The organism is Marinobacter flavimaris, assembly GCF_045057155.1.
Classification (GTDB): domain Bacteria; phylum Pseudomonadota; class Gammaproteobacteria; order Pseudomonadales; family Oleiphilaceae; genus Marinobacter; species Marinobacter manganoxydans.
Map to the genome: position 1 here is coordinate 3,762,056 of NZ_CP171359.1, position 22,124 is coordinate 3,784,179.

The window sequence follows — 22,124 nt, forward strand, 5'->3', positions numbered from 1 at the left end:
GCCTTGCTCTTCACCAGAACCTAAAGGCTACGCAGACTCCAAAACAGGCCGACGCTGCCCCCGCTCAACCGTCCACTCCTGAACCGGATCGCACTGCGAAGGCGCATTAACAAACTCCCGGAACCGCTTCCGCTTCTCCGGATCCTCGACGGCCGTCTTCCACTCGCACTGGTAGGTCCCAACAATCCCCTCCATGTGCTCCTCCAGCTCAGCGCCGATCCCCAGACTGTCCTCAAGAACCACCTGCTTCAGGTACTCCAGGCCGCCCTCCAGATTTTCCATCCAGACACTGGTGCGCTGCAGCCGGTCGGCCGTGCGCACATAGAACATCACCACCCGGTCAATGGTCCGGATCAGCTCCTCGTCAGACAGATCCGTGGCAAACAGATCGGCGTGGCGGGGCCGCATGCCACCGTTGCCGCAGACATACAGGTTCCAGCCGTTCTCCGTGGCAATCACACCAAAGTCCTTGCTCTGGGCTTCCGCGCATTCCCGGGTACAGCCCGAGACCGCCATCTTCACCTTGTGGGGCGCCCGCAGCCCTTTGTAGCGGTCCTCCAGGCGAATCGCCATGCCCACGCTGTCCTGAACGCCGTAGCGACACCAGGTATTGCCAACGCAGGACTTCACGGTGCGCAGTGACTTGCCATAGGCATGGCCGGTCTCGAACCCGGCAGCAATCAGTTTTTCCCAGATCTCCGGCAACTGGCTCAGGGTGGCGCCGAACAGGTCCACCCGCTGGCCACCGGTGATCTTGGTGTAAAGATCGTATTCCTTCGCCACCTCACCCAGCACAATCAGCTTGTCCGGTGTAATCTCGCCACCGGGGATGCGCGGCACGATGGAATAGGTGCCGTTCTTCTGCATGTTGGCCATGAAGGTGTCGTTGGTGTCCTGAAGCGGCACGTGGTCGGTGGCCAGGATGTGCTCGTTCCAGCAGGTGGCCAGAATCGAGGCCACGGCCGGTTTGCAGATGTCGCAGCCGTGGCCCTTGCCGTGCTGACTGATCAGGGTGCGGAAGGTGCGGATGCCGTTCACCTTCACCAGGTGGAACAACTCCTGGCGACTGTACGGGAAGTGCTCGCACAGATCCTTGCTGACCTCCACGCCGCGTTTTTTCAGCTCACTGTCCACCACGTTCTTGAGCAGGGCGGTGCAGCCGCCGCAGCCCGTGCTGGCCTTGGTTTCGGCCTTGACGCTGCCAAGGTCCGAGCAACCGGCATCAATGGCGCCGCAAATATCGCCCTTGGTCACGTTGTGGCAGGAGCAGATCGAGGCGGTTTCCGGAAGGGCATCCGGGCCCAGGGCCGGCGCGCCGCCCTGGCTCTCCGGCAGGATCAGCGTTTCCGGATTCTCCGGCAGGGTGATGCCATTGAGGGCGTATTGCAGCAGAGTGTCGTAGTGGCTGTTGTCGCCCACCAGAATGGCGCCCAGCAGGGTCTTGCCATCCTCGCTGATCACCATGCGCCGATAGTGGCCGGCCTGTTCATCGTTAAAGCGGATGTTGCGAGCGCCCGGGGTCTGGGCATGGGCGTCGCCGATGGAACCCACGTCTACACCCAGCAATTTGAGCTTGGTGCTCATGTCGGCACCGGTGAAAGCAGTGTCTCGATCGCCGTTCAGGGCGGAAGACAATGTGCGGGCCATGGTGTAGCCGGGGGCCACCAGGCCGAAAATTTTCTGCTCCCAGAGTGCGCACTCGCCAATAGCGTGCACATGGGGGTCCGAGGTGGTGCAGTGGTTGTCGATCACGATGCCGCCGCGCTCGCCGATCTCCAGGCCGCTGGCCCGGGCCAGGGCGTCCTGGGGCCGAATGCCTGCGGAGAAGACGATCAGGTCTGTCTCGAGGAAGGATTCGTCGCTGAAATTCATGCGCAGACGGGCATCCTCGCCCTCGGTGATCGCTGTGGTGGCCTTCTCGGTGTGTACCTGAACGCCCAACTCCTCGATCTTGTGGCGCAGCAGCGCGCCGCCATCGGCATCAAGCTGAACCGGCATCAGCCGGGGCGCAAATTCCACCACGTGGGCTTCCAGTCCGAGGCTCTTGAGCGCATTGGCAGCTTCAAGACCCAGCAGGCCACCGCCTACCACCACGCCCGTGCGGGCACCTTCTGAACTGGCGCGAATGGCATCCAGATCATCCAGGGTCCGGTAAACCAGGCAGTGCGGGCGGTCATTGCCCTTGATAGGGGGTACAAACGGATAGGAGCCGGTGGCCAGCACCAGTTCGTCGTACCGGTAGCTGCCACGGGGCGTTTCCAGAGTGCGATTTTCCCGGTTTATGCCGGTTACCTGTTCGTTCAGGTGCAGTTGAATCCCCTGCTCGGTGTACCACTCCAGGGTACCCATGGCGAGATCGGCATGGCTGGAGCCGCCGAAATACTCGGACAGGTGGACCCGGTCATAGGCCAGCTGTTTTTCCTCGCCGAACACGATGATCTCGAAATCGGCAGCGGCCGGGCTGGCGCAGAATTGTTCCAGGAAGTGATGGCCGACCATGCCGTTGCCGACGACTATCAGGGTTTTCTTGCTCATGGGTCTGTCCTCTTTCCGGAGCGGCTCATGCCGCCGCCTCGCAGTAGTTCTTGCCGAATGCAATGAAGTCCCGGTAGCGGGAAATATCGTCCTGCTGCTGAATGCGCTGGCTGTACCAGGGGCCGTCCCGGGTGTCGCCCAGCAGTACGGCGCCGGTCAGGCGCTGATTGCGGATCAGCAGCCGGCAATAGTGGTTCTGTTCGTGGTCCTGCCAGACCACGGATTCGGTGTCCCCGTCGGGGCTGATCTGTCCGCAGGAGAAAATCGGAACGCCGCTGATCTTCAGGCGGGTCGGTGTGTCCACCGGCCGATACTCGGCGTCTGGAGTGTTTCCGTTGAGCACGCCTGCAAGCACCTCGGCCTGCTGGTACCCGGGTTCCACCAGTCCGAAGGTGGTGTTTCCACGCTGACAACACTCACCCAGCGCAGAGATTGCCGGATCGCTGGTGCTTAGCTGCCCGTCCACGAGAATGCCGCGATCGCATTCCAGGCCGGCAGTCCGGGCAAGCTCGGTAGCAGGCGTGATACCGGTGGCGAATAGCACCAGATCCGTGCTGACGAGAGTTTCGTCATCCAGCTGGACGGCCCGGACCATGGAACGCCCGAGCAGGGCTTTGGGAGCCGTTCCGGTGCGAATATTTACGCCCCGCTCTTCCATGTGCTGTTGCAGGAGCTGACCCCCGATTCTGTCCAACTGACGGTTCAGAAGATGGCCGCTGCGGTGCAGCAGGGTGACGGCCATACCACGCTGGCGGAGACCTTCAGCGGCTTCCAGGCCAAGAAAGCCTCCGCCGACGACCACCGCCCGCCGATGGCGGCCAGCAGACTCAATCAGGATCCTGGTGTCTTCCAGGTCCCGGAAGGTCATGACACCCGGAAGGTCTGCGCCCGGTAGCGCCGGTTTTGCAGGCCGGGATCCGGTGGCCAGCACCAGATGCGTATAGGGCTGTATCCGACCGGATCCGGTGGTCACCGTCTGATCTTCCCGATTGATGGTGACTACCGGTTCTCCGTTGCAGACTTCAATGCCGTTGTTCCGAAACCACTCGTCCTGCTGCAAGGCCAGAGAAGCTTCGTTTGTTTCACCGGCGAGCAGCAGCGAGAGTTGTATCCGGTTGTAGGCAGCGGGTGCTTCGCCGTTGAACACGATGATGCGGGTAAACGGTCGGACTCGCCCACGGCAGAGAGCTTCCAGCAGGCGTTGCGAAACCATGCCGTGCCCGCAGATCACCAGTGTCGATTCAGTGTTTCCTGTCATTTCGCTCGAACCCGTACTTTCCGACCAAACAAAAAAAGCCGGAGCATCTATTCCCAAGGGGAAATCGATGGTCCGGCGCCAATGCCAACAACAATGATCTGATGGTCCGGCCTGATCCTTGGCCGGGACGTTCGTCCTTACCAATTGCAAAGCGATCTTCGTGCCAGTTCTGAGAACCTCTAAAAATCATATAGTTAGAATTCTATAAGGCTGCTATCACCAATACGAACACTTGAAAACTGCCCTGCGACGGGGCGGATTGCACGGTTTTGGGCCAGATACGGTGGCGCGGTAATTGCTGCGCACTGGCAAGAGGTTGGTTACGCGAGTGACTGATCTGACCGTGATTGTCGCATTAGAGGCTGTCTGCCTCCGGAGTCTGTTATGAACACCAAACGTGCCGCCGCCTATAAATCGCCATCCGCGGGCGATTACCTGATTGCCTCGAAAAGCTGCGAGTTGATGAACCTCCAGTACTTCTTGCAGATGGGCAAACTGGTCCAGTGCATCAGCAATCTGGTACATGCACTGCAGTGCGAGCGAGGTGCGTCTAACGTGTTTCTTGGTTCTTCCGGCGAAAAGTTTGCCCAGGAGCGAAAACACCTGGTTGCGACGTCGGATCGGCTCCGTTCGGAGTTTGAGCAGGCCCTTGCCGAGATACACCAGGAACTGACGGCGCATCCTGTCAGTAGCCGCCTGCTTAACCAGCTTGCGAGCGCCCTTCACGGCCTTGAGGGCTTGCCCGAACTGCGACGGTGTGTGGTGGCCCGGAAAGTAACTGCGGCCTCTGCCACCGAGGATTACAGTACCCTGATCCACAACCTGATTGCGGTTGTGTTTGAAGCTGCCGATACCGCGGTTGACCCCACCATAGCGGGGCTTCTGGTGGCCATGGTGCACCTGATGAACGGCAAAGAATTCTGTGGACAGGAGCGGGCTGTCGGTTCGGCGGGGTTTTCCAGTGGCCGGTTTGATCGTGCACTGTCAGAGCGCATGGCGCACCTGATTGAGGCGCAGGAGCGCTGTTTCGAGGTGTTTAACAGCTTTGCCGATGAGGGTTCCCTGGACCTGTGGGAAAAACTGCGCGAAAACCCCCGTGAGTCCGAAATTGAAAAACTTCGCCAGCGGGGCACTGCCATCGGTCGTTATAAAGACCTGGATCCGGCCCTGGCCGATGAATGGTTCAGGCTCATGTCTGAGCGGATGGACGAACTCAAAAAGATAGAGGATTCCGTGGAGGGCTGTTTTCATGCCCGTTGCACCGAGCGTTTTGCCGATGCCAGAAACTCGCTGGCCCACCAGGAAACCCTGATTACTTCCCTGGATGCCCAGGAACCGGCTTCTCAACCCATGTTGGTGCTGTGCGATTCCGGAAACGAACAACAGGCCGGTGAGTCCTGGGCCAGCGATGGTATTGGTCAGCAGTTTGGCCGCTCCATCTTCGATCTGGTCCAGGAGCAGACCCGGCGCCTGCAACAGATGACCGATGAACTGCAGAGTGCCAGGGAGGCTCTGGAAGACCGCAAAACCCAGGAAAAAGCCGTGCTACTGCTGATGGAGCATCGCAGGATCAGCAACGACGAAGCTCACCGGGTATTAAGGAAACTGGCCATGGACCAGGGCCGGAAGTTGCCCGAGGTAGCCCGGGCCCTGGTGTCCATGGCGGATGTGCTGAAGTAACCGAAACGTATCACGCCCTGGCGGCCCGGGCCTTCGGTTGCTCACCCTCGGAGGCTTCCGGCTTTCCCGAACGACGTGGCGAGATGTGCTCCAGCTTGCGCTGTTTCTCGTACAGGAAGCGCAAGACCTCCTGCCGGTAATGCACGTATTCCGGGTTATCGGCCAGAGTCACCCGGTTGCGCGGCCGGGGCAGGTCAATGTAGAGATCCTCGCCCACGGTGGCCTCGGGCCCGTTGGTCATCATGATGATCCGGTCTGACAGCAACACCGCCTCGTCCACATCGTGGGTGATCATGATAACGGTGTTATTCAACTCCTGCTGAATCTCCATCAGTGAGTCCTGCAGGTGGGCCCGCGTCAGTGCATCCAGTGCGCCAAACGGCTCGTCCATCAGCAGCACACTGGGTTTCATGGCCAGGGCACGGGCAATCCCCACTCGCTGGGCCATACCACCGGAGACCTCACCCGGCCGCTTGTCCGCCGCATGGGCCATATTCACCAGCTCCAGGTTGTGATGAATCCAGTCGCGTCGCTCCTGCTTGCCCATGGATTTTCGAAAAACCTGCTGCACTGCCAGCTCGACATTCTCGTACACCGTCAGCCAGGGCATCAGCGCATGGTTCTGAAACACCACCGCACGCTCCGGCCCCGGCGAATTCACCTCATGGCCATCCAGCACACAGCCGCCCCTGGTCGCCTGAAGCAGGCCAGCCACAATGTTCAGGACGGTGGACTTGCCACAACCGGAGTGGCCAATCAGGGAAACAAACTCGCCCTTCTGTATCTTCAGATTAATGTTGTCCAGGGCCACAAATGGCCCCTTCGGCGTATCAAACGCCATCTCAACACCAGTCAGTTCCAAATGTGTTTTACTCATAGAAGTCACCTCTCAATCATGCGGAGCACCGGGCAGGGGATGCCTCCCGGGACCCTCAAAAACATGGATGTTTTTGCGGAGCGTACAGGGATGTATTCACCGCGTGTCCCGGGAGGCATCCCCTGCCCGGTGCGGCATACTCCAAACCAGGGCTCATTCGTTCCAGGCCGCCCTGCGCTGAATCAACAGCATCACCCGATCCAGCACAAACCCGATAAACCCGATAGCCAGAACCGCCACCATGATCCTGCTCAGGGACTGGCTGCTGCCGTTCTGGAACTCGTCCCAGACAAACTTGCCCAGCCCCGGGCTCTGGGCCAGCATCTCGGCCGCGATCAGCACCATCCAGGCAATGCCCAGCGACACCCGAAGGCCGGTGAAGATCATCGGCACCGAAGAAGGCAAAACCACCTTGCGGACATGGGTCCAGAACGACAGCCGCAGCACCCGGGAGACATTCAGCAGATCCGGATTGACCGCGGCCACACCGACGCTGGTATTGATCAACGTGGGCCAGAGACTGCACAGGGTGACCGTGATCATGGAGGTCAGGAACGACTTCTCGAACATCGGGTCGTCGCTCACGTAGGTTGCTGAGACCACCATAGTCACCAGCGGCAACCAGGCCAGCGGTGACACCGGTTTGAAAACCTGAATCAGCGGGTTGACCGCCGCCTGAAAGTGCCGGTTCAGGCCAACCACGATGCCCAGGGGCACGGCGATAGCGGTCGCCACGATGAATCCGGCCAGGACCGTAACCAGACTGGTCAGGATCTGGTCGGGAAAGGTGGGGGCACCGGGGTAATTCCGAATCCTGACCTCAGCCTCGGGGTTGTCCGCCAGAATCCGGGCGTTCCGCTCTTCCTGCATGGCAATGAACTTGTCGGCCCGCTCGCGCTGGTTGACGTGCTCCTGCCAGAGTTGCCCCGATTGTTCCCAGACCTGTGCCGGGCCCGGGAAGCTGCCCAGTGAGGTATCCACCTGCGGTGCCGCCAGATGCCAGAAACCGACGAATACCAGAATACCTATCAGTGGCAGCAACATCTGGCGCCCGGTGGCGGCGAGCTGGCCGGGTGTCAGCGACTCACCGAGGGACCTGAATCTCTGGCCCAGCCAGCGCGGCGGCTGGGAGGGTTTTTTGGCCGAAGTAATCGTAGTCATGGTTATCAAACCTCCTTGCAAACCCGGTTACGGGGTTTGCGTACCTTTCAGGCCGATCTCGAAACTGTCGATATAGGCGTTGGGTGTTCGGGGGGTGAAGGCGATACCGTCAATCAGCTCGCCCTGTTGCGGGCGCTGAAAGTTCTCGGCATCGAAGTCCGGAAAATCCTTGGCCTTCAGCGTGCCGTCGGCAATCAGTGAACGAGCTGCCTGCTGGTAGATGTCGGCCCGGTAAACCCGGGCTGCGGTTTCCATATACCAGTCGTCCGGCTTGGCCTCGGGTATCTGGCCCCAGCGGCGCATCTGGGTGAGATACCAGATGGCATCGGACGGATACGGGTAGGTGGCGTGATACCGGAAGAAGACATTGAAATCCGGGACTTCGCGAACGTCGCCTTTTTCATACTCGAAGGTGCCGGTCATGGAGTTGGCAATCACCGCCTCATCGGCACCTACATAGCTGGGCCGGGCCAGGATTTTCACGGCCTCGTCCCGGTTGGCATTGTTGTTCTCATCGAGCCAGTGGGCGGCGCGAATCATGGCGCGCAGCAGGCGCAGATGGGTGTTCGGGTAGTCCTCGGCCCACTGACGGGTTACGCCGAAGACCTTTTCCGGGTTATTCGGCCAGATCTCATAGTCAGTAATCACCGGAACGCCGATGCCCATGAACACGGCCTGCTGGTTCCAGGGCTCACCTACGCAGTAGCCCTGGATGGTGCCCGCCTCCATGGTGGCGGGCATCTGCGGCGGCGGAGTTACGGACAGATGCACGTCGGCTTCCAGGGTGCCGCTGGTGTCGCCGCGCTGGGGCGCGTAGTAGCCGGGATTCAGGCCACCGGCCGCCAGCCAGTAGCGAAGCTCGTAATTATGGGTGGACACGGGAAACACCATGCCCATCCGGAACCGTTCGCCCCGATCCCGGGCTGCTTCCACGACCGGCCGCAGCGCGCTGGCGCTAATGGGATGTTCGGGCCTGCCGTCGGCATTGTCGGGGATGTGCTGGCTCATGGTGTCCCAGACATCGTTTGAAACCGTAATGCCATTGCCGTTCAGGTCCATGCTGAAGGCCGTGATGATATCGGCCCGGGTGCCGTAGCCAATGGAGGCGCCGAGAGGCTGGCCGGCGAGCATATGGGCGCCATCCAGTTCTCCGGTAATCACCCGGTCCAGCAGGACCTTCCAGTTCGCTTGCGCTTCCAGTTCAACAAACAGGCCTTCGTCCATAAAGAAGCCCTGTTCCCAGGCAATCGCCAGGGGCGCCATATCGGTCAGCTTGATAAAGCCGAGCTTGAGGTCCGGCTTCTCGGCCGGACCGATCTCCGCGTGAGCCCCCGTGCTGACTGTCCAGACGGTGGCTGTAAGCAGAATTCGAGTGAGCCAGCGGGCGGTTCTTCGTGTGAGCGTGTACATGGATATACCTCATTCTGTGTGGCCCAAACGCAAAAACGCCCGCTCTCCGTTGCCGGAAAGCAGGCGCCTGTGCCTGGGGATCAGTTTTCTGTTGAGTCGTAACGCGCGTCTCTGTTTATAGTCTTGCACGGGCCGTGCCATCTCGGCTGGTCTCAATAAAACAACGAGTTAGGAGAGTTCTTCGAGGAGGCGGCAGGTATGGTGAGCGGGCATTCGTCTGGTTTTAGTGCGTGGTAGGCCAGGTTTGCACCACTTTGATACCGGATTTGATGGTTGGCCCGGAGCCTTGGCGCATTGATGCGGGGCTGAAATCCTCGAGAGCCGCCATAGTCGGTGTCTGGCAGAGCCCGGAGCCGCCCTTGATCGGAATGGCCCTGTTATTGCAGCCGGTAATGCGACTGTTCAAGACAACCTGATTCCATTGGCAAAGAAGCCCGCCCCTGATGCGCCTCCAAGGCATCCGGATTGGCGGGCTTTTTTTATGAAACCCGAGGAGGTGCTGTGACCGGTACCAACAAAAAACCGGCGACGGTTCAAACCACCTGCCCGTATTGCGGTGTGGGTTGTGGAGTGAGCGCAACGCCATCTGCGACCCGCGGGGATGAGGCACATCCGGCGAATCTGGGGCGCCTTTGCGTGAAGGGCTCTGCCTTACACGAAACGCTGACTCCTGATGGACGACTGTTGCGGCCTGTTGTTCACGGTCGTGAAAGTGCCTGGCCGCAGGCAGTGGCGGAAGTGGCCCGACGGATTCGTGAATCAGTGGCGCTTCATGGGCCCCGGTCTGTGGCCTTCTATCTCTCCGGTCAGTTATTGACGGAAGATTATTACGTGGCCAACAAACTCGCCAAGGGGTTTATCCGCACACCCAACGTGGATACCAATTCCCGCCTGTGCATGTCGTCTGCCGTTGCAGCCCATAAAAGGGCCTTTGGCGGGGATCTGGTTCCCGGCTGTTATGAAGACCTGGAGTTGGCCAACCTGTTGGTGCTGGCCGGCAGCAATGCGGCCTGGGCGCATCCGGTGCTCTATCAGAGAATGCAGGCTTCGGCGCGACCCGGTCGCCGGGTCGTAGTGATTGATCCCCGTAAAACCGCGACCAGCGATCTGGCGGATTTGCATCTGGCCATCCGCCCCGGGACCGATACGGTGCTGTTCAATGGCTTACTGGTCTGGCTGGCCGACCAGCAGGCTGTTGATAATGGCTATCTGGAGGACCATTGTGAGGGTTTCGACGCCAGCCTCAGCGCTGCCAGAATCGCGGCACCCTCTTCCGAAGCGGTGTCCAGGATCTGTGAACTGCCGGTAGAAGATGTCATTGCCTTTTACCGATGGTTCGCAGAAGAACAGCGCACGGTGACGGCGTTCTCCCAGGGCATCAACCAGTCCTCAGCCGGCACCGATAAAGGCAACGCCATTATCAACTGCCATCTGGCCACAGGCCGGGTGGGAAAGCCCGGCGCCAGCCCCTTTTCCCTGACCGGCCAACCCAATGCCATGGGTGGCCGGGAAGTGGGTGGGCTGGCCAACACCCTTGCCGCTCATATGGATTACGACAGACCGGATGCCCGGGACCGCGTGGCCCGGTTCTGGGAGACCGAGGCGGTCGCAGATGGACCGGGCATGAAAGCCGTCGACCTGTTCGATGCGGTTGAGCGGGGTGATATCAAGGTGTTGTGGATCATGGCCACCAACCCTGCGGTCAGTTTGCCGGAGACCCATCGTATTCGGCGGGCTCTGGACCTGTGCCCGACTGTCATTGTGTCTGATTGCGTCAGGGACACAGACACCGCTCGCCATGCGGACATCCTGTTGCCGGCGGCAGGTTGGGGTGAGAAAGACGGCACGGTTACCAATTCCGAACGCTGCATTTCCCGTCAGCGGCGCTTTTTGCCGTTGCCCGGAGAGGCCCGGCCCGACTGGTGGATCGTCAGTGCGGTGGCCCGCGCCCTGGGACACCAGGCGGGCTTTGACTATGGGAAGCCCGCGGACATTTTCCGGGAACATGCCCGGTTGTCGGGGTTCGAGAACGCCGGTCAGCGTTTCTTTGATATTTCCGGGCTGGCGGAGTTGAGCAATGAACAATACGAGTTGCTTGAGCCTGTCCAATGGCCGGTTACCGGGGCGGCGTCTGATTCCAGGCGACTGTTCACTGACGGTCGGTTCGCGACCGCCAACGGGCGCGCTCGACTGATGCCAGTTGCCTCTCGATTACCGGCCAGGAATCCGAATGAAGCGTTTCCGTTGATCGTGAATACCGGCCGTATCCGGGACCAGTGGCACACCATGACCCGGACAGCCCGGTCCAGCCGGTTGCTGGCCCATCGCCCCGAGCCGTTCATTGAGGTGCATCCCGAGGATATTCGGGCGCTTTCCCTCACCCCGGGGGCATTGGCAACACTGAAGAGTGCCCATGGGCACTTTGTCGGCCGGGTGCGCAGTGCGCCGGAGCAGCGGCGTGGTGAGGTGTTTGTGCCGATCCACTGGAACGATCAGTTCACCGGGCAGGGTCTGGCTACAGCGCTTACTGACAGCCTGGTAGACCCGATATCCGGGCAACCGGAAGCCAAGCACGGTCGTGCTACCCTCACCCACTGGCCTGCCCGTTGGTATGGACGTTTGCTGGTGCGACGGGATCGTCCAAAACGCTGGAAGGCAGACTACTGGGCCCAACAGGTTCTGCCCGATTGCGATAGCTGGATCGTGGCGGGGCAGTGCAAAATGGATTGGAAAAGTGCTGTGCCAGACTGGCTCGGCGGCCAGCCGCAGCTGGTGATGGAAGATGTCCGCGAAGGCCGCTTCCGGGCGGCGCGGTTGCGCAATGGTCAGTTGGAGGCGGTACTCATGGTGGATCGTGACGCGGCTGCCTTGCCATCCGTGGACTGGCTGGTCAGCTGCTTTAGTCAGCCAGAGCTCGACGAGGCGAGCCGGCGCGGCCTGCTGGCGGCAAAGGCCGTCGATGGGGATGATGCTGGCAACCTGGTTTGCAGCTGCTTCCAGGTTGGGGACCGACAGATTCAGCAGGCAATTGGGCGGGGTGCCAACAGCGTCGATGCCCTCGGCCGTGAGCTCAAGTGTGGCACCAACTGTGGGTCCTGTGTGCCGGAGATACGGAGCCTCCTGGTTGCCTCTACCGAGGTGGTGTAAGCGGGCTTAGCATCTGCACAGGCACTCTGTATCGCACCCCTTTCGAGTGCCCGATGCCGTCCACGGTGCAGGTCTTTCGATTGACCCGAATGATCTGCCCGTGCAGTTCCCGCCGGCCGGCACCAAAACGCACGGTATCGCCCACCTGCCAGTGGGCCATCTGTTGCCTTGTGTCCACAGGCTCGAAGGGCGTATCCGGTAGCGCCAGACCCTGTTCCCTCGCCTCATCTGCCAGGGCCTTACGGGTCGCTTGCGCCGCCCCGTTCTCGTGCAACTCATCCAGAATGGTATAGAAATGGCGGTTGTGCACAGAGCCCCGATATCGCTGGCCGGCACTTTGCTGCAGGAGATGGGCAAACTCGTGGCAGCAGGTGTGTGCCAACAGATTCAGAGTGCTCAGTTCCCCGCCAAAGTACCCCCGTTTCCGGATCTCTCGGCCTGACAGCCAGCCGCTCGCCGTCTCCGGCTGGTGCTTGGCGGCAATCATGCGGGCACCGTAGGTGATCAGGTGTTGCCCGTCTCGAGAATCGTAACGGTGATAGGTGGCCTGGCCGGACCCAACCCGGCAATGCAGGACGCTGCCCGGATTGCGTTCCCGGACCCATTGCTCCGCCGGTTGCCAGAGCCAGTCCCGGGTGACGGCGCACATGAGTTCGCCAAGGCTGATGGCGGTCTGGGTTGGTAGGGGCGTTTTCTGCAAACTTGGGTACCTGGCTACTTCACGGATGCGTAATACCAAACAAGCTTAACGTTCGAATTTACGGTTTGCTATGGTCTGGCTCGGCAATATTATGCGGTGGTACTGATTATCGACCTTGGGAAAGGTCCAGCAAAGCCGACACTTGAATGACCTATGCCATTCAGACAAACTGTCACCATATATAAATAAGTGGTGACGATTTGTCTGGCTCCGACTCCGCCCGATCTTCCAGGGCAAAACTCCAAACCATGTTCCGTCAACGCGGCGGTCAGCTCCGCCTGACAGAAGCGCTGGCTCGGGGCTTTAGCCGGTACCAGTTCTATCAGCTTCGGGACGAGGGGCTGATTGAGCCGGTCAGCCGTGGCATTTACCGGCTGGCGGACCTGCCCTCAATAGAGAACCCGGATCTGGTGGCTGCCGCTACCCGTTTTCCCAATGCGGTGCTTTGCCTGATTTCCGCGCTGGCCTGGCACGACATTACTACACAGATTCCCCATCAGGTGCATCTGGCGGTGGAGCGGGATGCCCGTTTGCCGGTGCTGGATTATCCGCCGGTAGCCGGGTACCGGTTCTCCGGGCGGGCCTTTAGTGAAGGCATTGAACAGGTTGACGTGGATGCCATCACCCTGAACGTCTACAACCCGGAGAAAACCCTGGCCGACTGTTTCAAGTTCCGGAATCGAATCGGCATGGATGTGGTTCTGGAGGCGTTGGATCTATACCGCACCCGCAAAAACTTCCGTCCAGGAAAACTGATGGAATATGCCAGAATCTGCAGGGTCGCCAATGTCATGGCACCCTACTTGGAAGCCAAGCTGTGAACAGAATCATCCTGGCGATGGAATAAAAAGAGTGAAAGGAGATCACGGTGGCACAAAACACTGCTGCGTCCGTTCGGCAGAGATTGCTGAATAAGTCCCGGGAAGAAAAGCGTCGCTTTGATGAACTGCTGCAGTATTACGCCATGGAGCGGTTTCTTTACCGGTTGAGTCAGTCGCCCCATAACCGCTGCTTTACCCTCAAAGGTGCGCTGATGTTCTGGGCAATGCAGGGGCCGAACAGCAGACCGACACGGGATATCGATATGTCGGGCCAGACCAGCAATGATCCAGAGGCTATTCTGGCCCAGGTGGGCGAGATTATTGCGACTGAGGTGCCGGATGATGGCTTGCGATTTGATCCGGATACCCTGAAGGCGGAGACCATTACCGAAGATGCAGACTATCAGGGGCTAAGGGTGACCTTCAGCGGTTTTCTCGACAACGCCAGGATTCCAATGCAACTGGACATTGGCTTTGGCGATCCCATATTTCCGTTCCCATCCTGGCTGGAGTTCCCGGGCTTGCTGGATTTTCCAACTGCACGGATTAAGTGCTACACCCCGGAATCGTCGATTGCTGAGAAGTTCCAGGCGATGGTCAACCTTGGCGAACTGAACAGCCGGATGAAGGACTTTTACGATATCTGGCTGCTTTCGCGTCAGCACGAGTTCCGGTTGGAAAATCTCGAGGGGGCGGTTGAGGGCACCTTCCGAAAGCGTGGGACAGCAATCCCTGAAACCAGTCCCTTTTCTGCCGCTTTTATGGACAGCAAGCAACCACAGTGGCGGGCTTTCCGTAAGCGCCTTGGCCAAGAACATGTGCCAGAGGCTTTTTCGGAGGTAGTAGAGGCGGTGGTTGAGTTCCTCGGCCCTTTGATGCTGAGCAGAGACGTGGACGCGCCCAAGGAAATTTGGTGCCCACCCGGTCCATGGAGTCGGCAGGCTTATGGCTAGTCTTATTTCGGAAGACAGTATCAAGCAAGAACTTTTGCAGCGCTTGCAGCATATTTACGGCTCCAATGGGCTGGACCGTCATACCGAAAAGCTGGAAAACCTGACATAGACAGCATAGATCATTCGCGTGTTTTACTGACAGACAAAGAAGATAGAACTTCGCCGAACACGTCATCCTGAGTACTAATGGTAATCCATGAAGAAGGGTGTTCCGAGGTCGCGATAAATGCAGTGGTGTAGCCTTTGACGGTGACCGAGAAGCCGTAGGCGCTGCCACCCAAATCCAACTTTTTGACCTTACCAGAGTATTGTTGCGTTTCGTTAGATCCTTGCCGAACTTCGTCAACGGCCGTTTCAAAATCTGGGCTGGTTTCCATAGTCCTCAACGAACCAACGATTGCTGAATCAAGCCAAAGTTGTGTTTCGAAAGGCTGCACTTCGATAGCATCAAACCGACTCTTACTGAGTTCGAACGTCAGATCGTTGGAGGTGCGAAACTCAATGGATGCCTGGTCAGTTACAGCACAACCTGAGACCAGGCTGGCCAAAACAATCCTTAAAATTATGAATCTTCTCATTACCGGTTGTATTTCGACGTAAAGCTGCTGGAAGGCTGCTGAATTCGGGACTCGGGTGAGTGGTAGCTATGCATTATTCTGAAATCTTCGCGCCATTTATCCGCAATGACGTTGAGCTTTCAACTGGGCCCTGGAAGGTAATAAGCGATTGAGCTTGGCCGTTCGGTACAATAAATACGGTTCTAAAGTCCCCCTGAACTACTCCAAATACCTGAGCTTCGGGAATTTGCTCCATCCAAATTGGTTTACTTGAACCCTGATTGGCACTCTCAAAAAGCGTCGTTGAGGTGTCAATCGCTGAACTTGAGCTTACTGTACTTGGAATCTCCTCCGATCTGACAAAACCTACGACCCGGTTGTTTCTCAAAAATACAAGCTCGCCATCCCTCATCTTCACAGAGGAGAACATCTTTTCTGGTACTTCTATAGCTAGTTCGCTGTATGGTTGAATGACCAATGAAGATTGGGATGCGCAGCCGGAGAGAAGAAGTAAAAATGATAAAGCTAGGGCTATCCTTGCCATGGTGGGAGTCTCATCTCAATGTCGTTTCGATAGAGGATCTGAACTGGCCAGAACGAACAGTTCGGCAAATCCAGCTTACCTTCACTTCGTTCTGCAAAAAAGGTTTCCCTGCCTCGCGAATCAGGCGTAAAGCCCATTTTGTGATCCTGCGTGTTGGTCGTAGTAGGTCCTGTGGAGAAGGAACAGCATCAACCCATCTACTACAATCGACGGTTTCCACGAGCATATGGGCGATAGCGCGCACGGTTTCTTCGGTTACGCTGCTTTCAGTGAATCCTGAAGCAACAGAATGGCCGTAGAACGCCTTCATGATGGCTCTGATTTTATCAATGTCTTCGGCCGACAATTGACTATCCATTTTTTTCATCCCTGCAAAGGCAGAAGGACCCCTGCGGGGCCCTTCTGGCGTGATTACGCCTCGATCGGCGAACGCCAGTCGTCAGCACCGGAAGTACCGGCAACGGCGTGCTCCCAGGTTACCTTGCGGTAGGACAGGGAAACGGTGACCAGCTGGGTGAAGTCGGCGTTGCCGGCGTCCTGGCAGTGGGGCATGTTGCAGTTGATGTCGATAATGGTCGCATCTTCGAGGATGGTGGAGAAAAAGTGCTCCTGCTTGCCCTCAACAGAGGTGCGGTACCACTTCAGCTCGACCTTGGGCAGCATCTCGCCGGAGGCGAGGGCGTTGTACATCAGCGGGGTGGCCTTGTTCAGGGCGGAGGTGAACTTGAACGGCTTGTGCACGCGCTGACCGGATGGCTGACCGGACTGGGGATCGGTCGGTACGGTAACAACGTGGCTGAATTCCTGCACCAGCACTTCGTCTTCGTGGCCTTCCACGTAGATGTTACCGACAGAATCGGACGTGAATGCGCCGGCGGTGATGTTGCCCTGGGTCTGGCCTTCGATGCTGATATAACAAGGAGTTGGCATAGTCTGCTCCATGACTTGTGAATGAATAGTGTCCCCGGGTGTTCCCTGGACGCGGACTTTCATTGCAAAGCCTGTGCCAGAAGAGGAAATAGTTTTTAAAACAGTGGGTTATCTTTTTTCTCGGAGATGTCCCCGGCGGGCCAGGCAACCGCGCGCCCGAACGCCGGGCGAAGGATTGCTGGTGGGGCAAAAACTTGCTCGGGCAATACCCGCTTCAGCCCAGGCCGAGGGCTGCCAGCAACGCCAGGAGCAATAACGCGGATACACCCTGCCAGAAGGCCACGGGATTGCGCTCCATTAACGGCGGCCGATGACGCTTGTGCCAGTCGACGGATGGGTGTCGCAGCTTGTACAGGTATTCCGAGAGCGCCGGGTAACGTCTGTGGGCCTGAGGGTGAACCGCTTTTTCAATTGTATCGTCGACCCAGGCGGGAAGATTCTCACGTAAGTGTCTCGCGGGCCGGTAGTTCAGCCCGCGAAGCTGGTTCCGGCTATGGATTTTCGGTACTTCCGCGCCATAGGGAAGCTGGCCGGTGAGCAACTGGTAGGTAATCACGCCCAGGGAGAACTGGTCTGATAGCCAGCTGCCGGGCTCGCCGAGAAAGGTCTCAGGGGCACTGTAAAGGGCGGCCCCCCGAGGAACCGCCTGTTCGCCGATCTCAGAGTCCTCAAGGCCGGCGACCCGGGTGGCACCGAAATCAATCAGCGTGACAGTGCCATGGGGATCCACCAGCACGTTTTCCGGCTTCAGGTCCTGGTGCACCATTTCAAGCCGGTGGAATGCCCTCAAGCCTTTACCAATCTGCTCAACGAGATCACGCACGGTATCAAGTGTCGGAGCCGGGTTGTCCAGCATCCATTGCCGCAAGGTACAGCCTTCCACGAACTCTGTGGCCTGGTAGAGAAAGCTGGGTCGTTGGCTGGACTGGAACGGTCTTGCGACATGAGCGCTGCTGATTCGCCTGGCAATCCACTGCTCGGTGGAAAACTGTTCCAGGTAGACCGGATCGTGTCTCTGTTCCAGTGAGGGCATCTTCAGCACCACCCGGGTATCGGTTTCCTCATCCACCGCCAGGTAGACATGGCTGCGGCTGCTGGCGTGAATCTGTCTCAGAATCCGGTAACCGTCCAGATGTTGGCCCGGCTGAAGTTCCGGCGCAAAGGGCAGCTGGGCCAGCTGGTGAAACAGCTCGCTGCTTTCCGGAACCGCGGGGACCGAGTTCACCCGGATGATCTGGGCGGTCAGGTTGTCATCACTGCCCTGTTCGAGGGCCTGGGCTGCCAACCGGCGGGCGGCAGCGTCCAGATCATCGCCAGATTCCCGGATGATACCGGCCATGGTTCGCTCATCCAGGTGCTCATGGATGCCGTCGGTCGCCAGCAAAAAGGTATCGCCGGGCTGGATCGGCAGGCTTCGATAATCGATATCCAGTTGATGGCCAATGCCCATGGCCCGGGTCAGGCAGCTCTCTTCCGGGGAGAGCCAGAGCCGGTGATCGGTGCTGAGCTGTTCAAGTTGGTCGTGGTGAACCCGGTAGATGCGGGTGTCGCCGATATGAAACAGATGTGCGGTGGCGGACCTGAGCACCATCACGCTCAGGGTACAGACATAGCCTCGGTCGCGGTCATAGCGGTATTGGCTTTGCCGGGTCTGGGCATGAAGCCAGGCATTGGTTGCGAGCAGCACCCGTTGGGCGGACTGTTTCACCGACCAGCTTTCCGGAGTGGAAAAGTAGTCGCTGAGGAAACCCGCGACGGCGGACTCGCTGGCAATCTGGCTGACATTGCTGGAGCTGATGCCGTCGGCGATGGCAACGGCGATGCCTTTGGTGATCAGCTGGTGGCCCTTTGGCACCAGTAAACCGTGGAAGTCCTGGTTGACTGGTTTGACGCCAGCGTCGGAGTACTGGCCGGCGGAAACGGAAAGGGAGCTGGTCATTGGGAAACGGCATTTCCTCGATCAAGGAAAACGCAACTCCGGCGGGTGCGGCAGCCGGAGTTGCAGGACGCCCCGACTCAGTTGGTACGGGCCAGGGCAGCGTCGCTGTAGGCTGCTGCAATCTTGCGCTTGGGTGCGGTGCGCACGTGGGTGGTGTAGAGGGTAAGGCCGGTAAAGGCCAGGCCGCCCACCAGGTTACCCAGCACGGTGGGAATCTCGTTCCACCACAGGTAGTCCATCACTGAGAACTCGCCGCCCATGATGATGGCGGACGGGAACAGGAACATGTTCACGATAGAGTGCTCAAAGCCCATGAAGAAGAACAGCATGATGGGCATCCACATGGCCAGTACCTTGCCACTGACGCTTGTGGAAATCATGGCGCCAACCACGCCCATGGATACCATCCAGTTGCACAGCATGCCGCGAATGAAAATGGTGGCCCAGCCGGCAGCCCCGAACTCCGCGTAGCCAAGCGTGCGCGCTTCGCCAACACTGGCGATCTTCGCGCCAACGGCACCCGGGTCGGTATTGAAACCATAGGTGAAGATAAAGGCCATCATGAAGGCGACGGTCAGCGCGCCGCCCAGGTTGCCAAGGAATACCCAGCCCCAGTTGCGCAGTATGGCTGCCGGGGTTACGCCGGGGCGCTTATCAAGCAATGCCAGGGGTGTAAGCATGAACACGCCGGTCAGCAGGTCAAAGCCCATCAGGTAGAGCATGCAAAACCCGATCGGGAACAGGATAGCGCCGATCAAAAAGACTCCGGTCTCGACCGCTACAGTGATGGCGAACGCTGCAGCCAGCGCCAGAATGGCGCCGGCCATGAAAGCCCGGATGAGGGTATCCCGGGTGGACATATAAATTTTGGATTCGCCGGCGTCGACCATTTTGGTGACGAATTCCGAAGGCACGATGTAAGACATAGTGTTTTCCTCTGACTTCTATCGGATGACCAGACTTTTGAAACGGCCATAAAAAAACGGCGATACCCGCTGCCTGCAATCTGCAGGTGCAAGTAGACGCCGTCGTCTGAATAAATCTGTCGCTGTGAACAGAACCGACATTGGTTCCGCTGTCTGAGAAGTTGCAGAGACTGTGCCAGAATCGCAGGTTGCCAGGAAACCGGAATTAAATCAGAAGGGTAAGAATTTTCATGCTGTGGTTGCCGGGCTCGGCAGAAGAGGCGACCTCCGCTCTCACGCACCTGATCGGTGCGTTCCCATTGACCGCTGCTGCAACCTGGCGCAGCAGGGCAACGTCTCAGCGAAGACTGAAGCGTACGGGCAAGGCGTAGCGGAATTTCTGGCCTGCAATTGCTTCCGGCACTGATGGCAGAGGCGCTGCCTGTTCGAGCATGGCCAGCGCCGACTCGTCCAGAAGCTGATGTCCGGAGCTGGTTCTGAGGCTGTGGGCCACCAGGGATCCGTCCCGTTGAAACTCGAACACAATCACGGGTGTGCCTTCCTGGCCAAGGCGCCTCGCCCTGCGTGGATATTCATAGTATCGGGCAAGATGGCGGCTGAGTTTGGACAGGTAATTATCCACTTCCGATCTAACGCCAGCGTTTTGCAGTGCAACGGTCGCCTGTGACTGTTTCTCTGTTGCAGTCTCTGCCGGATCACCGCTCGGTGTTTCCGCTTCCGCGACCTCTTCGGCAACCTCTGGCTCGGGCGTTGGTTCCGTTATCGGTTCAGGCTCAGGTTCCGGCTCAGGTTCTGGCTCAGGCTCAGGCTCAGGCTCGGGCTCGGGCTCGGGTTCGGGCTTGGGTTCAGGTTCAGGCTGTGGCTTCGGCTCTGGTTTTGGCTTTGGCGCGGCGTCGGGTTTCGGCTCGGGTTCGCCAGCCAGCTTGATTCGGATGGCTGGCGCTGTGTTGACCGCGGATTCGCCCAGGGTGTTGAGTTCCACCGTCTCTTCGGGAGCGGCGATCGCCAGGGCGACGAAGGTCACTACGATTGCGAGCAGCAGAAGTGCCCACCGGAAGGGCGGCTTTTGCGGCATCATCGGGCGGGCTCCGTCAACAGCAGGATATCCTGGTATCCGCCCTGCTCCAGCAAGCGGAAGAGTGTTTCCAGGTCTGCCATGGTGATGCTCTCGGCAGCGGCAATTTTCAGGGGCTGCTGGCCATCAGGTTCCGGCAGCCTGGCAACCAGGGATTCCTTGTTGAGCAGCTCACCGTCGACCTTCCAGTCTCCGTTGGCGCTTACAATCATGTCCGCATGAGGAGACTGACGGTCTTCGCCCTGCTCGGTGGCGGGCAATTCGGGCAGTGGGTCATCGGCAAGCTGGCCGGCAACGATGAAAAACATCAACAGCAGGAAGACCAGGTTGATCAACGGCAGAAGCGCATCCTCCACGCGTTCCATCAGGGTTTTGCCGGAGGTAAACGGAGGTGGAACCAGATCGCTCATGGTGTCGTTGCGTTTGTCCGCTTCCAGTGAGTGTCGATGCCGCTGTCAGTCAAAGCGCTCAGGGCCGCGGTAAAAGCTCCCAGGGGTGTATCGCCCGTTGTTGAGAGGTTCACTTCGGTGGTACCGGCTTCAGACAGATCGGTGACCAGGCGCTCCAGGGGTAACGTCTGGCCCTGCCATCTTACGTCGCCGTTGGCCGTGACCGTCAGCTCTGGTAGCGGTTCTCCGGTGACCGGACTGCGGCTCGACGTGTTATTGGCCAATTCCAGGTAGTCCACAGGCAATAGCCGGGTGGTCAGCATAAAGAACACCAGGAGAATGAAGACCACATCGATCAGGGGCGTGATCCGGATTGGAATCGGACGGTTTGGCCTTGGCTCAACCAGTTGCATGGGCGAATCGCTGACCCCGGGCGGTTGAGTAACGGTCGGGCTCGTCGACGGCGGTTTCGGCGGCACGCTGGCTTTCCGGCGACCGGTAATCTGCTTCAACGGCGTCCAGAGTCTGCTCCGGCACGATATGCAGAATCGAAACCAGTGTGCTGTTGATGGTCTTGTGGATGCGTCGCAGCCGGAACTCGATCCATGCAGCCAGTGCAGCAAACGGTATGGCCACTACCAGGCCCGCGGCTGTAGTGGTCAGGGCTTCGTAAATACCGCCACTGAGTTGGGTGGCATTGGCACGGCCTTCGGTAGCAGCCATGGCGCTGAAGGCCTCCATCATGCCCAGTACGGTTCCCAGCAGGCCGAGAAGAGGGGCCAGGGCTGCGATGACTTCGATGATCTTCAACGGTGCCTCGAACGGCTCCAGGGCATGTTGGGCATCCCGTGCGGCGGTTTCCCGGATCTGCCGGTCGTCCTGATCGTTCTGAATGGCCTCTATCGTATCGGTGACAAGATGCTGCAGCGGATTCATCCGCCCCCAGCGGCCTGCCTGATGTCGCACTTCTGACGGCCGTACCGACGCCGGATTATTCTGCCAGTTCATTACGGTTTTTTTAAGCTGACCGGACAAACGGGGCGCATAAAGGGTTCCGATAAGCATCAGATACACGAAGGTAACGAAGCCAATGATCGCGAGCACCACCAGCACCAGCATCACAGGGCCTCCCATATCAATAACTTGCGCGAGCGGGCCGGTATTCAGAGGCGAGAGGATGTCCGTCATGAGAGGAGTTCTCAATGTGCAAAAGTGGAACTAA

The 22,124-nt window shown here is 58.9% G+C and carries 21 protein-coding genes; 4 read left to right on the forward strand and 17 right to left on the reverse strand.

The window, feature by feature from the left end:
• Positions 1-27 precede the first annotated feature (27 nt).
• Positions 28-2,535, reverse strand: a complete 2,508-nt coding sequence (nirB, locus tag ACGK9W_RS17560) for a nitrite reductase large subunit NirB (RefSeq protein WP_405417884.1) — start codon at positions 2,533-2,535, stop codon at positions 28-30.
• Between the two features lie 25 nt (positions 2,536-2,560).
• Positions 2,561-3,793 (reverse strand): FAD-dependent oxidoreductase, encoded by a 1,233-nt coding sequence (locus tag ACGK9W_RS17565; RefSeq protein WP_273096890.1) that lies wholly within the window; start codon positions 3,791-3,793, stop codon positions 2,561-2,563.
• Positions 3,794-4,177: 384 nt separating this feature from the next.
• Here ACGK9W_RS17565 and ACGK9W_RS17570 point away from each other — a divergent pair, with 384 nt between their 5' ends.
• On the forward strand, positions 4,178-5,473 hold the full coding sequence (locus ACGK9W_RS17570) for a nitrate- and nitrite sensing domain-containing protein (protein WP_053113573.1): 1,296 nt from the start codon (positions 4,178-4,180) through the stop codon (positions 5,471-5,473).
• Between the two features lie 10 nt (positions 5,474-5,483).
• Here ACGK9W_RS17570 and ACGK9W_RS17575 read toward each other — a convergent pair whose 3' ends face one another.
• The 4 genes from ACGK9W_RS17575 to ACGK9W_RS17590 all read right to left on the reverse strand — a co-directional run bounded on the left by ACGK9W_RS17575 (position 5,484) and on the right by ACGK9W_RS17590 (position 9,327).
• A complete protein-coding gene (locus tag ACGK9W_RS17575) occupies positions 5,484-6,350 on the reverse strand; it encodes an ABC transporter ATP-binding protein (RefSeq protein WP_339621696.1) in 867 nt (288 codons plus the stop codon).
• Positions 6,351-6,503: 153 nt separating this feature from the next.
• Positions 6,504-7,511 carry an ABC transporter permease gene (locus tag ACGK9W_RS17580; RefSeq protein ID WP_286803757.1) on the reverse strand — a complete coding sequence of 336 codons (1,008 nt, stop codon included), beginning with the start codon at positions 7,509-7,511 and terminating at the stop codon, positions 6,504-6,506.
• A gap of 27 nt (positions 7,512-7,538) precedes the next feature.
• Positions 7,539-8,921, reverse strand: a complete 1,383-nt coding sequence (locus ACGK9W_RS17585) for a CmpA/NrtA family ABC transporter substrate-binding protein (RefSeq protein WP_008176939.1) — start codon at positions 8,919-8,921, stop codon at positions 7,539-7,541.
• A 223-nt stretch (positions 8,922-9,144) separates the two neighbouring features.
• Entirely contained in the window at positions 9,145-9,327 is a 183-nt protein-coding gene (locus ACGK9W_RS17590; protein WP_139043687.1) for a hypothetical protein, read from the reverse strand.
• 95 nt (positions 9,328-9,422) lie between these two features.
• Here ACGK9W_RS17590 and ACGK9W_RS17595 point away from each other — a divergent pair, with 95 nt between their 5' ends.
• Complete coding sequence (locus ACGK9W_RS17595) at positions 9,423-12,068, forward strand: molybdopterin-dependent oxidoreductase (protein WP_405417890.1); 2,646 nt, start codon at positions 9,423-9,425, stop codon at positions 12,066-12,068.
• On the opposite strand, the gene ACGK9W_RS17600 is transcribed toward ACGK9W_RS17595, so the two are convergent.
• Positions 12,052-12,717: a hypothetical protein gene (locus tag ACGK9W_RS17600; RefSeq protein ID WP_050898367.1), complete on the reverse strand. Its 666-nt coding sequence runs from the start codon at positions 12,715-12,717 to the stop codon at positions 12,052-12,054. The two genes, ACGK9W_RS17595 and ACGK9W_RS17600, sit on opposite strands and share 17 nt — an antisense overlap.
• Positions 12,718-13,016: 299 nt before the next feature.
• Here ACGK9W_RS17600 and ACGK9W_RS17605 point away from each other — a divergent pair, with 299 nt between their 5' ends.
• Both ACGK9W_RS17605 and ACGK9W_RS17610 read left to right on the forward strand, forming a co-directional pair.
• Positions 13,017-13,589, forward strand: coding sequence for a type IV toxin-antitoxin system AbiEi family antitoxin domain-containing protein (locus ACGK9W_RS17605; RefSeq protein ID WP_008176946.1), 573 nt, complete (start codon positions 13,017-13,019; stop codon positions 13,587-13,589).
• A 47-nt stretch (positions 13,590-13,636) separates the two neighbouring features.
• The gene (locus ACGK9W_RS17610) at positions 13,637-14,542 is read left to right on the forward strand and encodes a nucleotidyl transferase AbiEii/AbiGii toxin family protein (RefSeq protein ID WP_008176949.1); all 906 of its coding nucleotides are present in this window, start codon (positions 13,637-13,639) and stop codon (positions 14,540-14,542) included.
• Between the two features lie 119 nt (positions 14,543-14,661).
• Here ACGK9W_RS17610 and ACGK9W_RS17615 read toward each other — a convergent pair whose 3' ends face one another.
• The 10 genes from ACGK9W_RS17615 to ACGK9W_RS17660 form a co-directional block, all read right to left on the reverse strand.
• The gene (locus ACGK9W_RS17615) at positions 14,662-15,090 is read right to left on the reverse strand and encodes a hypothetical protein (protein ID WP_008176952.1); all 429 of its coding nucleotides are present in this window, start codon (positions 15,088-15,090) and stop codon (positions 14,662-14,664) included.
• A gap of 103 nt (positions 15,091-15,193) precedes the next feature.
• A complete protein-coding gene (locus ACGK9W_RS17620; protein WP_139043688.1) occupies positions 15,194-15,643 on the reverse strand; it encodes a hypothetical protein in 450 nt (149 codons plus the stop codon).
• 10 nt (positions 15,644-15,653) lie between these two features.
• Positions 15,654-16,001 (reverse strand): hypothetical protein, encoded by a 348-nt coding sequence (locus ACGK9W_RS17625; RefSeq protein ID WP_139043689.1) that lies wholly within the window; start codon positions 15,999-16,001, stop codon positions 15,654-15,656.
• Positions 16,002-16,054: 53 nt separating this feature from the next.
• The gene (locus ACGK9W_RS17630) at positions 16,055-16,573 is read right to left on the reverse strand and encodes an Hcp family type VI secretion system effector (protein WP_008176957.1); all 519 of its coding nucleotides are present in this window, start codon (positions 16,571-16,573) and stop codon (positions 16,055-16,057) included.
• A 214-nt stretch (positions 16,574-16,787) separates the two neighbouring features.
• Positions 16,788-18,512 (reverse strand): bifunctional protein-serine/threonine kinase/phosphatase, encoded by a 1,725-nt coding sequence (locus tag ACGK9W_RS17635; RefSeq protein WP_008176960.1) that lies wholly within the window; start codon positions 18,510-18,512, stop codon positions 16,788-16,790.
• Positions 18,513-18,589: 77 nt separating this feature from the next.
• Positions 18,590-19,438 (reverse strand): formate/nitrite transporter family protein, encoded by an 849-nt coding sequence (locus tag ACGK9W_RS17640; protein ID WP_230706109.1) that lies wholly within the window; start codon positions 19,436-19,438, stop codon positions 18,590-18,592.
• Positions 19,439-19,775: 337 nt separating this feature from the next.
• Positions 19,776-20,516: an energy transducer TonB gene (locus ACGK9W_RS17645; protein WP_405417895.1), complete on the reverse strand. Its 741-nt coding sequence runs from the start codon at positions 20,514-20,516 to the stop codon at positions 19,776-19,778.
• Positions 20,513-20,923 (reverse strand): biopolymer transporter ExbD, encoded by a 411-nt coding sequence (locus tag ACGK9W_RS17650; RefSeq protein WP_064229296.1) that lies wholly within the window; start codon positions 20,921-20,923, stop codon positions 20,513-20,515. Before ACGK9W_RS17650 ends, ACGK9W_RS17645 begins: the two co-directional genes overlap by 4 nt.
• Entirely contained in the window at positions 20,920-21,315 is a 396-nt protein-coding gene (locus ACGK9W_RS17655; RefSeq protein ID WP_273069148.1) for a biopolymer transporter ExbD, read from the reverse strand. The genes ACGK9W_RS17650 and ACGK9W_RS17655 overlap by 4 nt, the downstream gene beginning before the upstream one ends.
• Positions 21,302-22,090, reverse strand: coding sequence for a MotA/TolQ/ExbB proton channel family protein (locus ACGK9W_RS17660; protein ID WP_273069147.1), 789 nt, complete (start codon positions 22,088-22,090; stop codon positions 21,302-21,304). Before ACGK9W_RS17660 ends, ACGK9W_RS17655 begins: the two co-directional genes overlap by 14 nt.
• Positions 22,091-22,124: the final 34 nt, after the last annotated feature.

What these genes read in the sequence shown, in the direction of transcription:
- nirB (WP_405417884.1), bottom strand. Translation starts at nt 2,535, where the DNA reads ATGAGCAAGAAAACCCTGATAGTCGTCGGCAACGGCATGGTCGGCCAT.
- ACGK9W_RS17645 (WP_405417895.1), bottom strand. Translation starts at nt 20,516, where the DNA reads ATGATGCCGCAAAAGCCGCCCTTCCGGTGGGCACTTCTGCTGCTCGCA.
- ACGK9W_RS17570 (WP_053113573.1), top strand. Translation starts at nt 4,178, where the DNA reads ATGAACACCAAACGTGCCGCCGCCTATAAATCGCCATCCGCGGGCGAT.
- ACGK9W_RS17565 (WP_273096890.1), bottom strand. Translation starts at nt 3,793, where the DNA reads ATGACAGGAAACACTGAATCGACACTGGTGATCTGCGGGCACGGCATG.
- ACGK9W_RS17650 (WP_064229296.1), bottom strand. Translation starts at nt 20,923, where the DNA reads ATGAGCGATCTGGTTCCACCTCCGTTTACCTCCGGCAAAACCCTGATG.
- ACGK9W_RS17660 (WP_273069147.1), bottom strand. Translation starts at nt 22,090, where the DNA reads ATGACGGACATCCTCTCGCCTCTGAATACCGGCCCGCTCGCGCAAGTT.
- ACGK9W_RS17625 (WP_139043689.1), bottom strand. Translation starts at nt 16,001, where the DNA reads ATGGATAGTCAATTGTCGGCCGAAGACATTGATAAAATCAGAGCCATC.
- ACGK9W_RS17600 (WP_050898367.1), bottom strand. Translation starts at nt 12,717, where the DNA reads ATGTGCGCCGTCACCCGGGACTGGCTCTGGCAACCGGCGGAGCAATGG.
- ACGK9W_RS17655 (WP_273069148.1), bottom strand. Translation starts at nt 21,315, where the DNA reads ATGCAACTGGTTGAGCCAAGGCCAAACCGTCCGATTCCAATCCGGATC.
- ACGK9W_RS17630 (WP_008176957.1), bottom strand. Translation starts at nt 16,573, where the DNA reads ATGCCAACTCCTTGTTATATCAGCATCGAAGGCCAGACCCAGGGCAAC.
- ACGK9W_RS17640 (WP_230706109.1), bottom strand. Translation starts at nt 19,438, where the DNA reads ATGTCTTACATCGTGCCTTCGGAATTCGTCACCAAAATGGTCGACGCC.
- ACGK9W_RS17585 (WP_008176939.1), bottom strand. Translation starts at nt 8,921, where the DNA reads ATGTACACGCTCACACGAAGAACCGCCCGCTGGCTCACTCGAATTCTG.
- ACGK9W_RS17635 (WP_008176960.1), bottom strand. Translation starts at nt 18,512, where the DNA reads ATGACCAGCTCCCTTTCCGTTTCCGCCGGCCAGTACTCCGACGCTGGC.
- ACGK9W_RS17620 (WP_139043688.1), bottom strand. Translation starts at nt 15,643, where the DNA reads ATGGCAAGGATAGCCCTAGCTTTATCATTTTTACTTCTTCTCTCCGGC.
- ACGK9W_RS17575 (WP_339621696.1), bottom strand. Translation starts at nt 6,350, where the DNA reads ATGAGTAAAACACATTTGGAACTGACTGGTGTTGAGATGGCGTTTGAT.
- ACGK9W_RS17580 (WP_286803757.1), bottom strand. Translation starts at nt 7,511, where the DNA reads ATGACTACGATTACTTCGGCCAAAAAACCCTCCCAGCCGCCGCGCTGG.
- ACGK9W_RS17605 (WP_008176946.1), top strand. Translation starts at nt 13,017, where the DNA reads ATGTTCCGTCAACGCGGCGGTCAGCTCCGCCTGACAGAAGCGCTGGCT.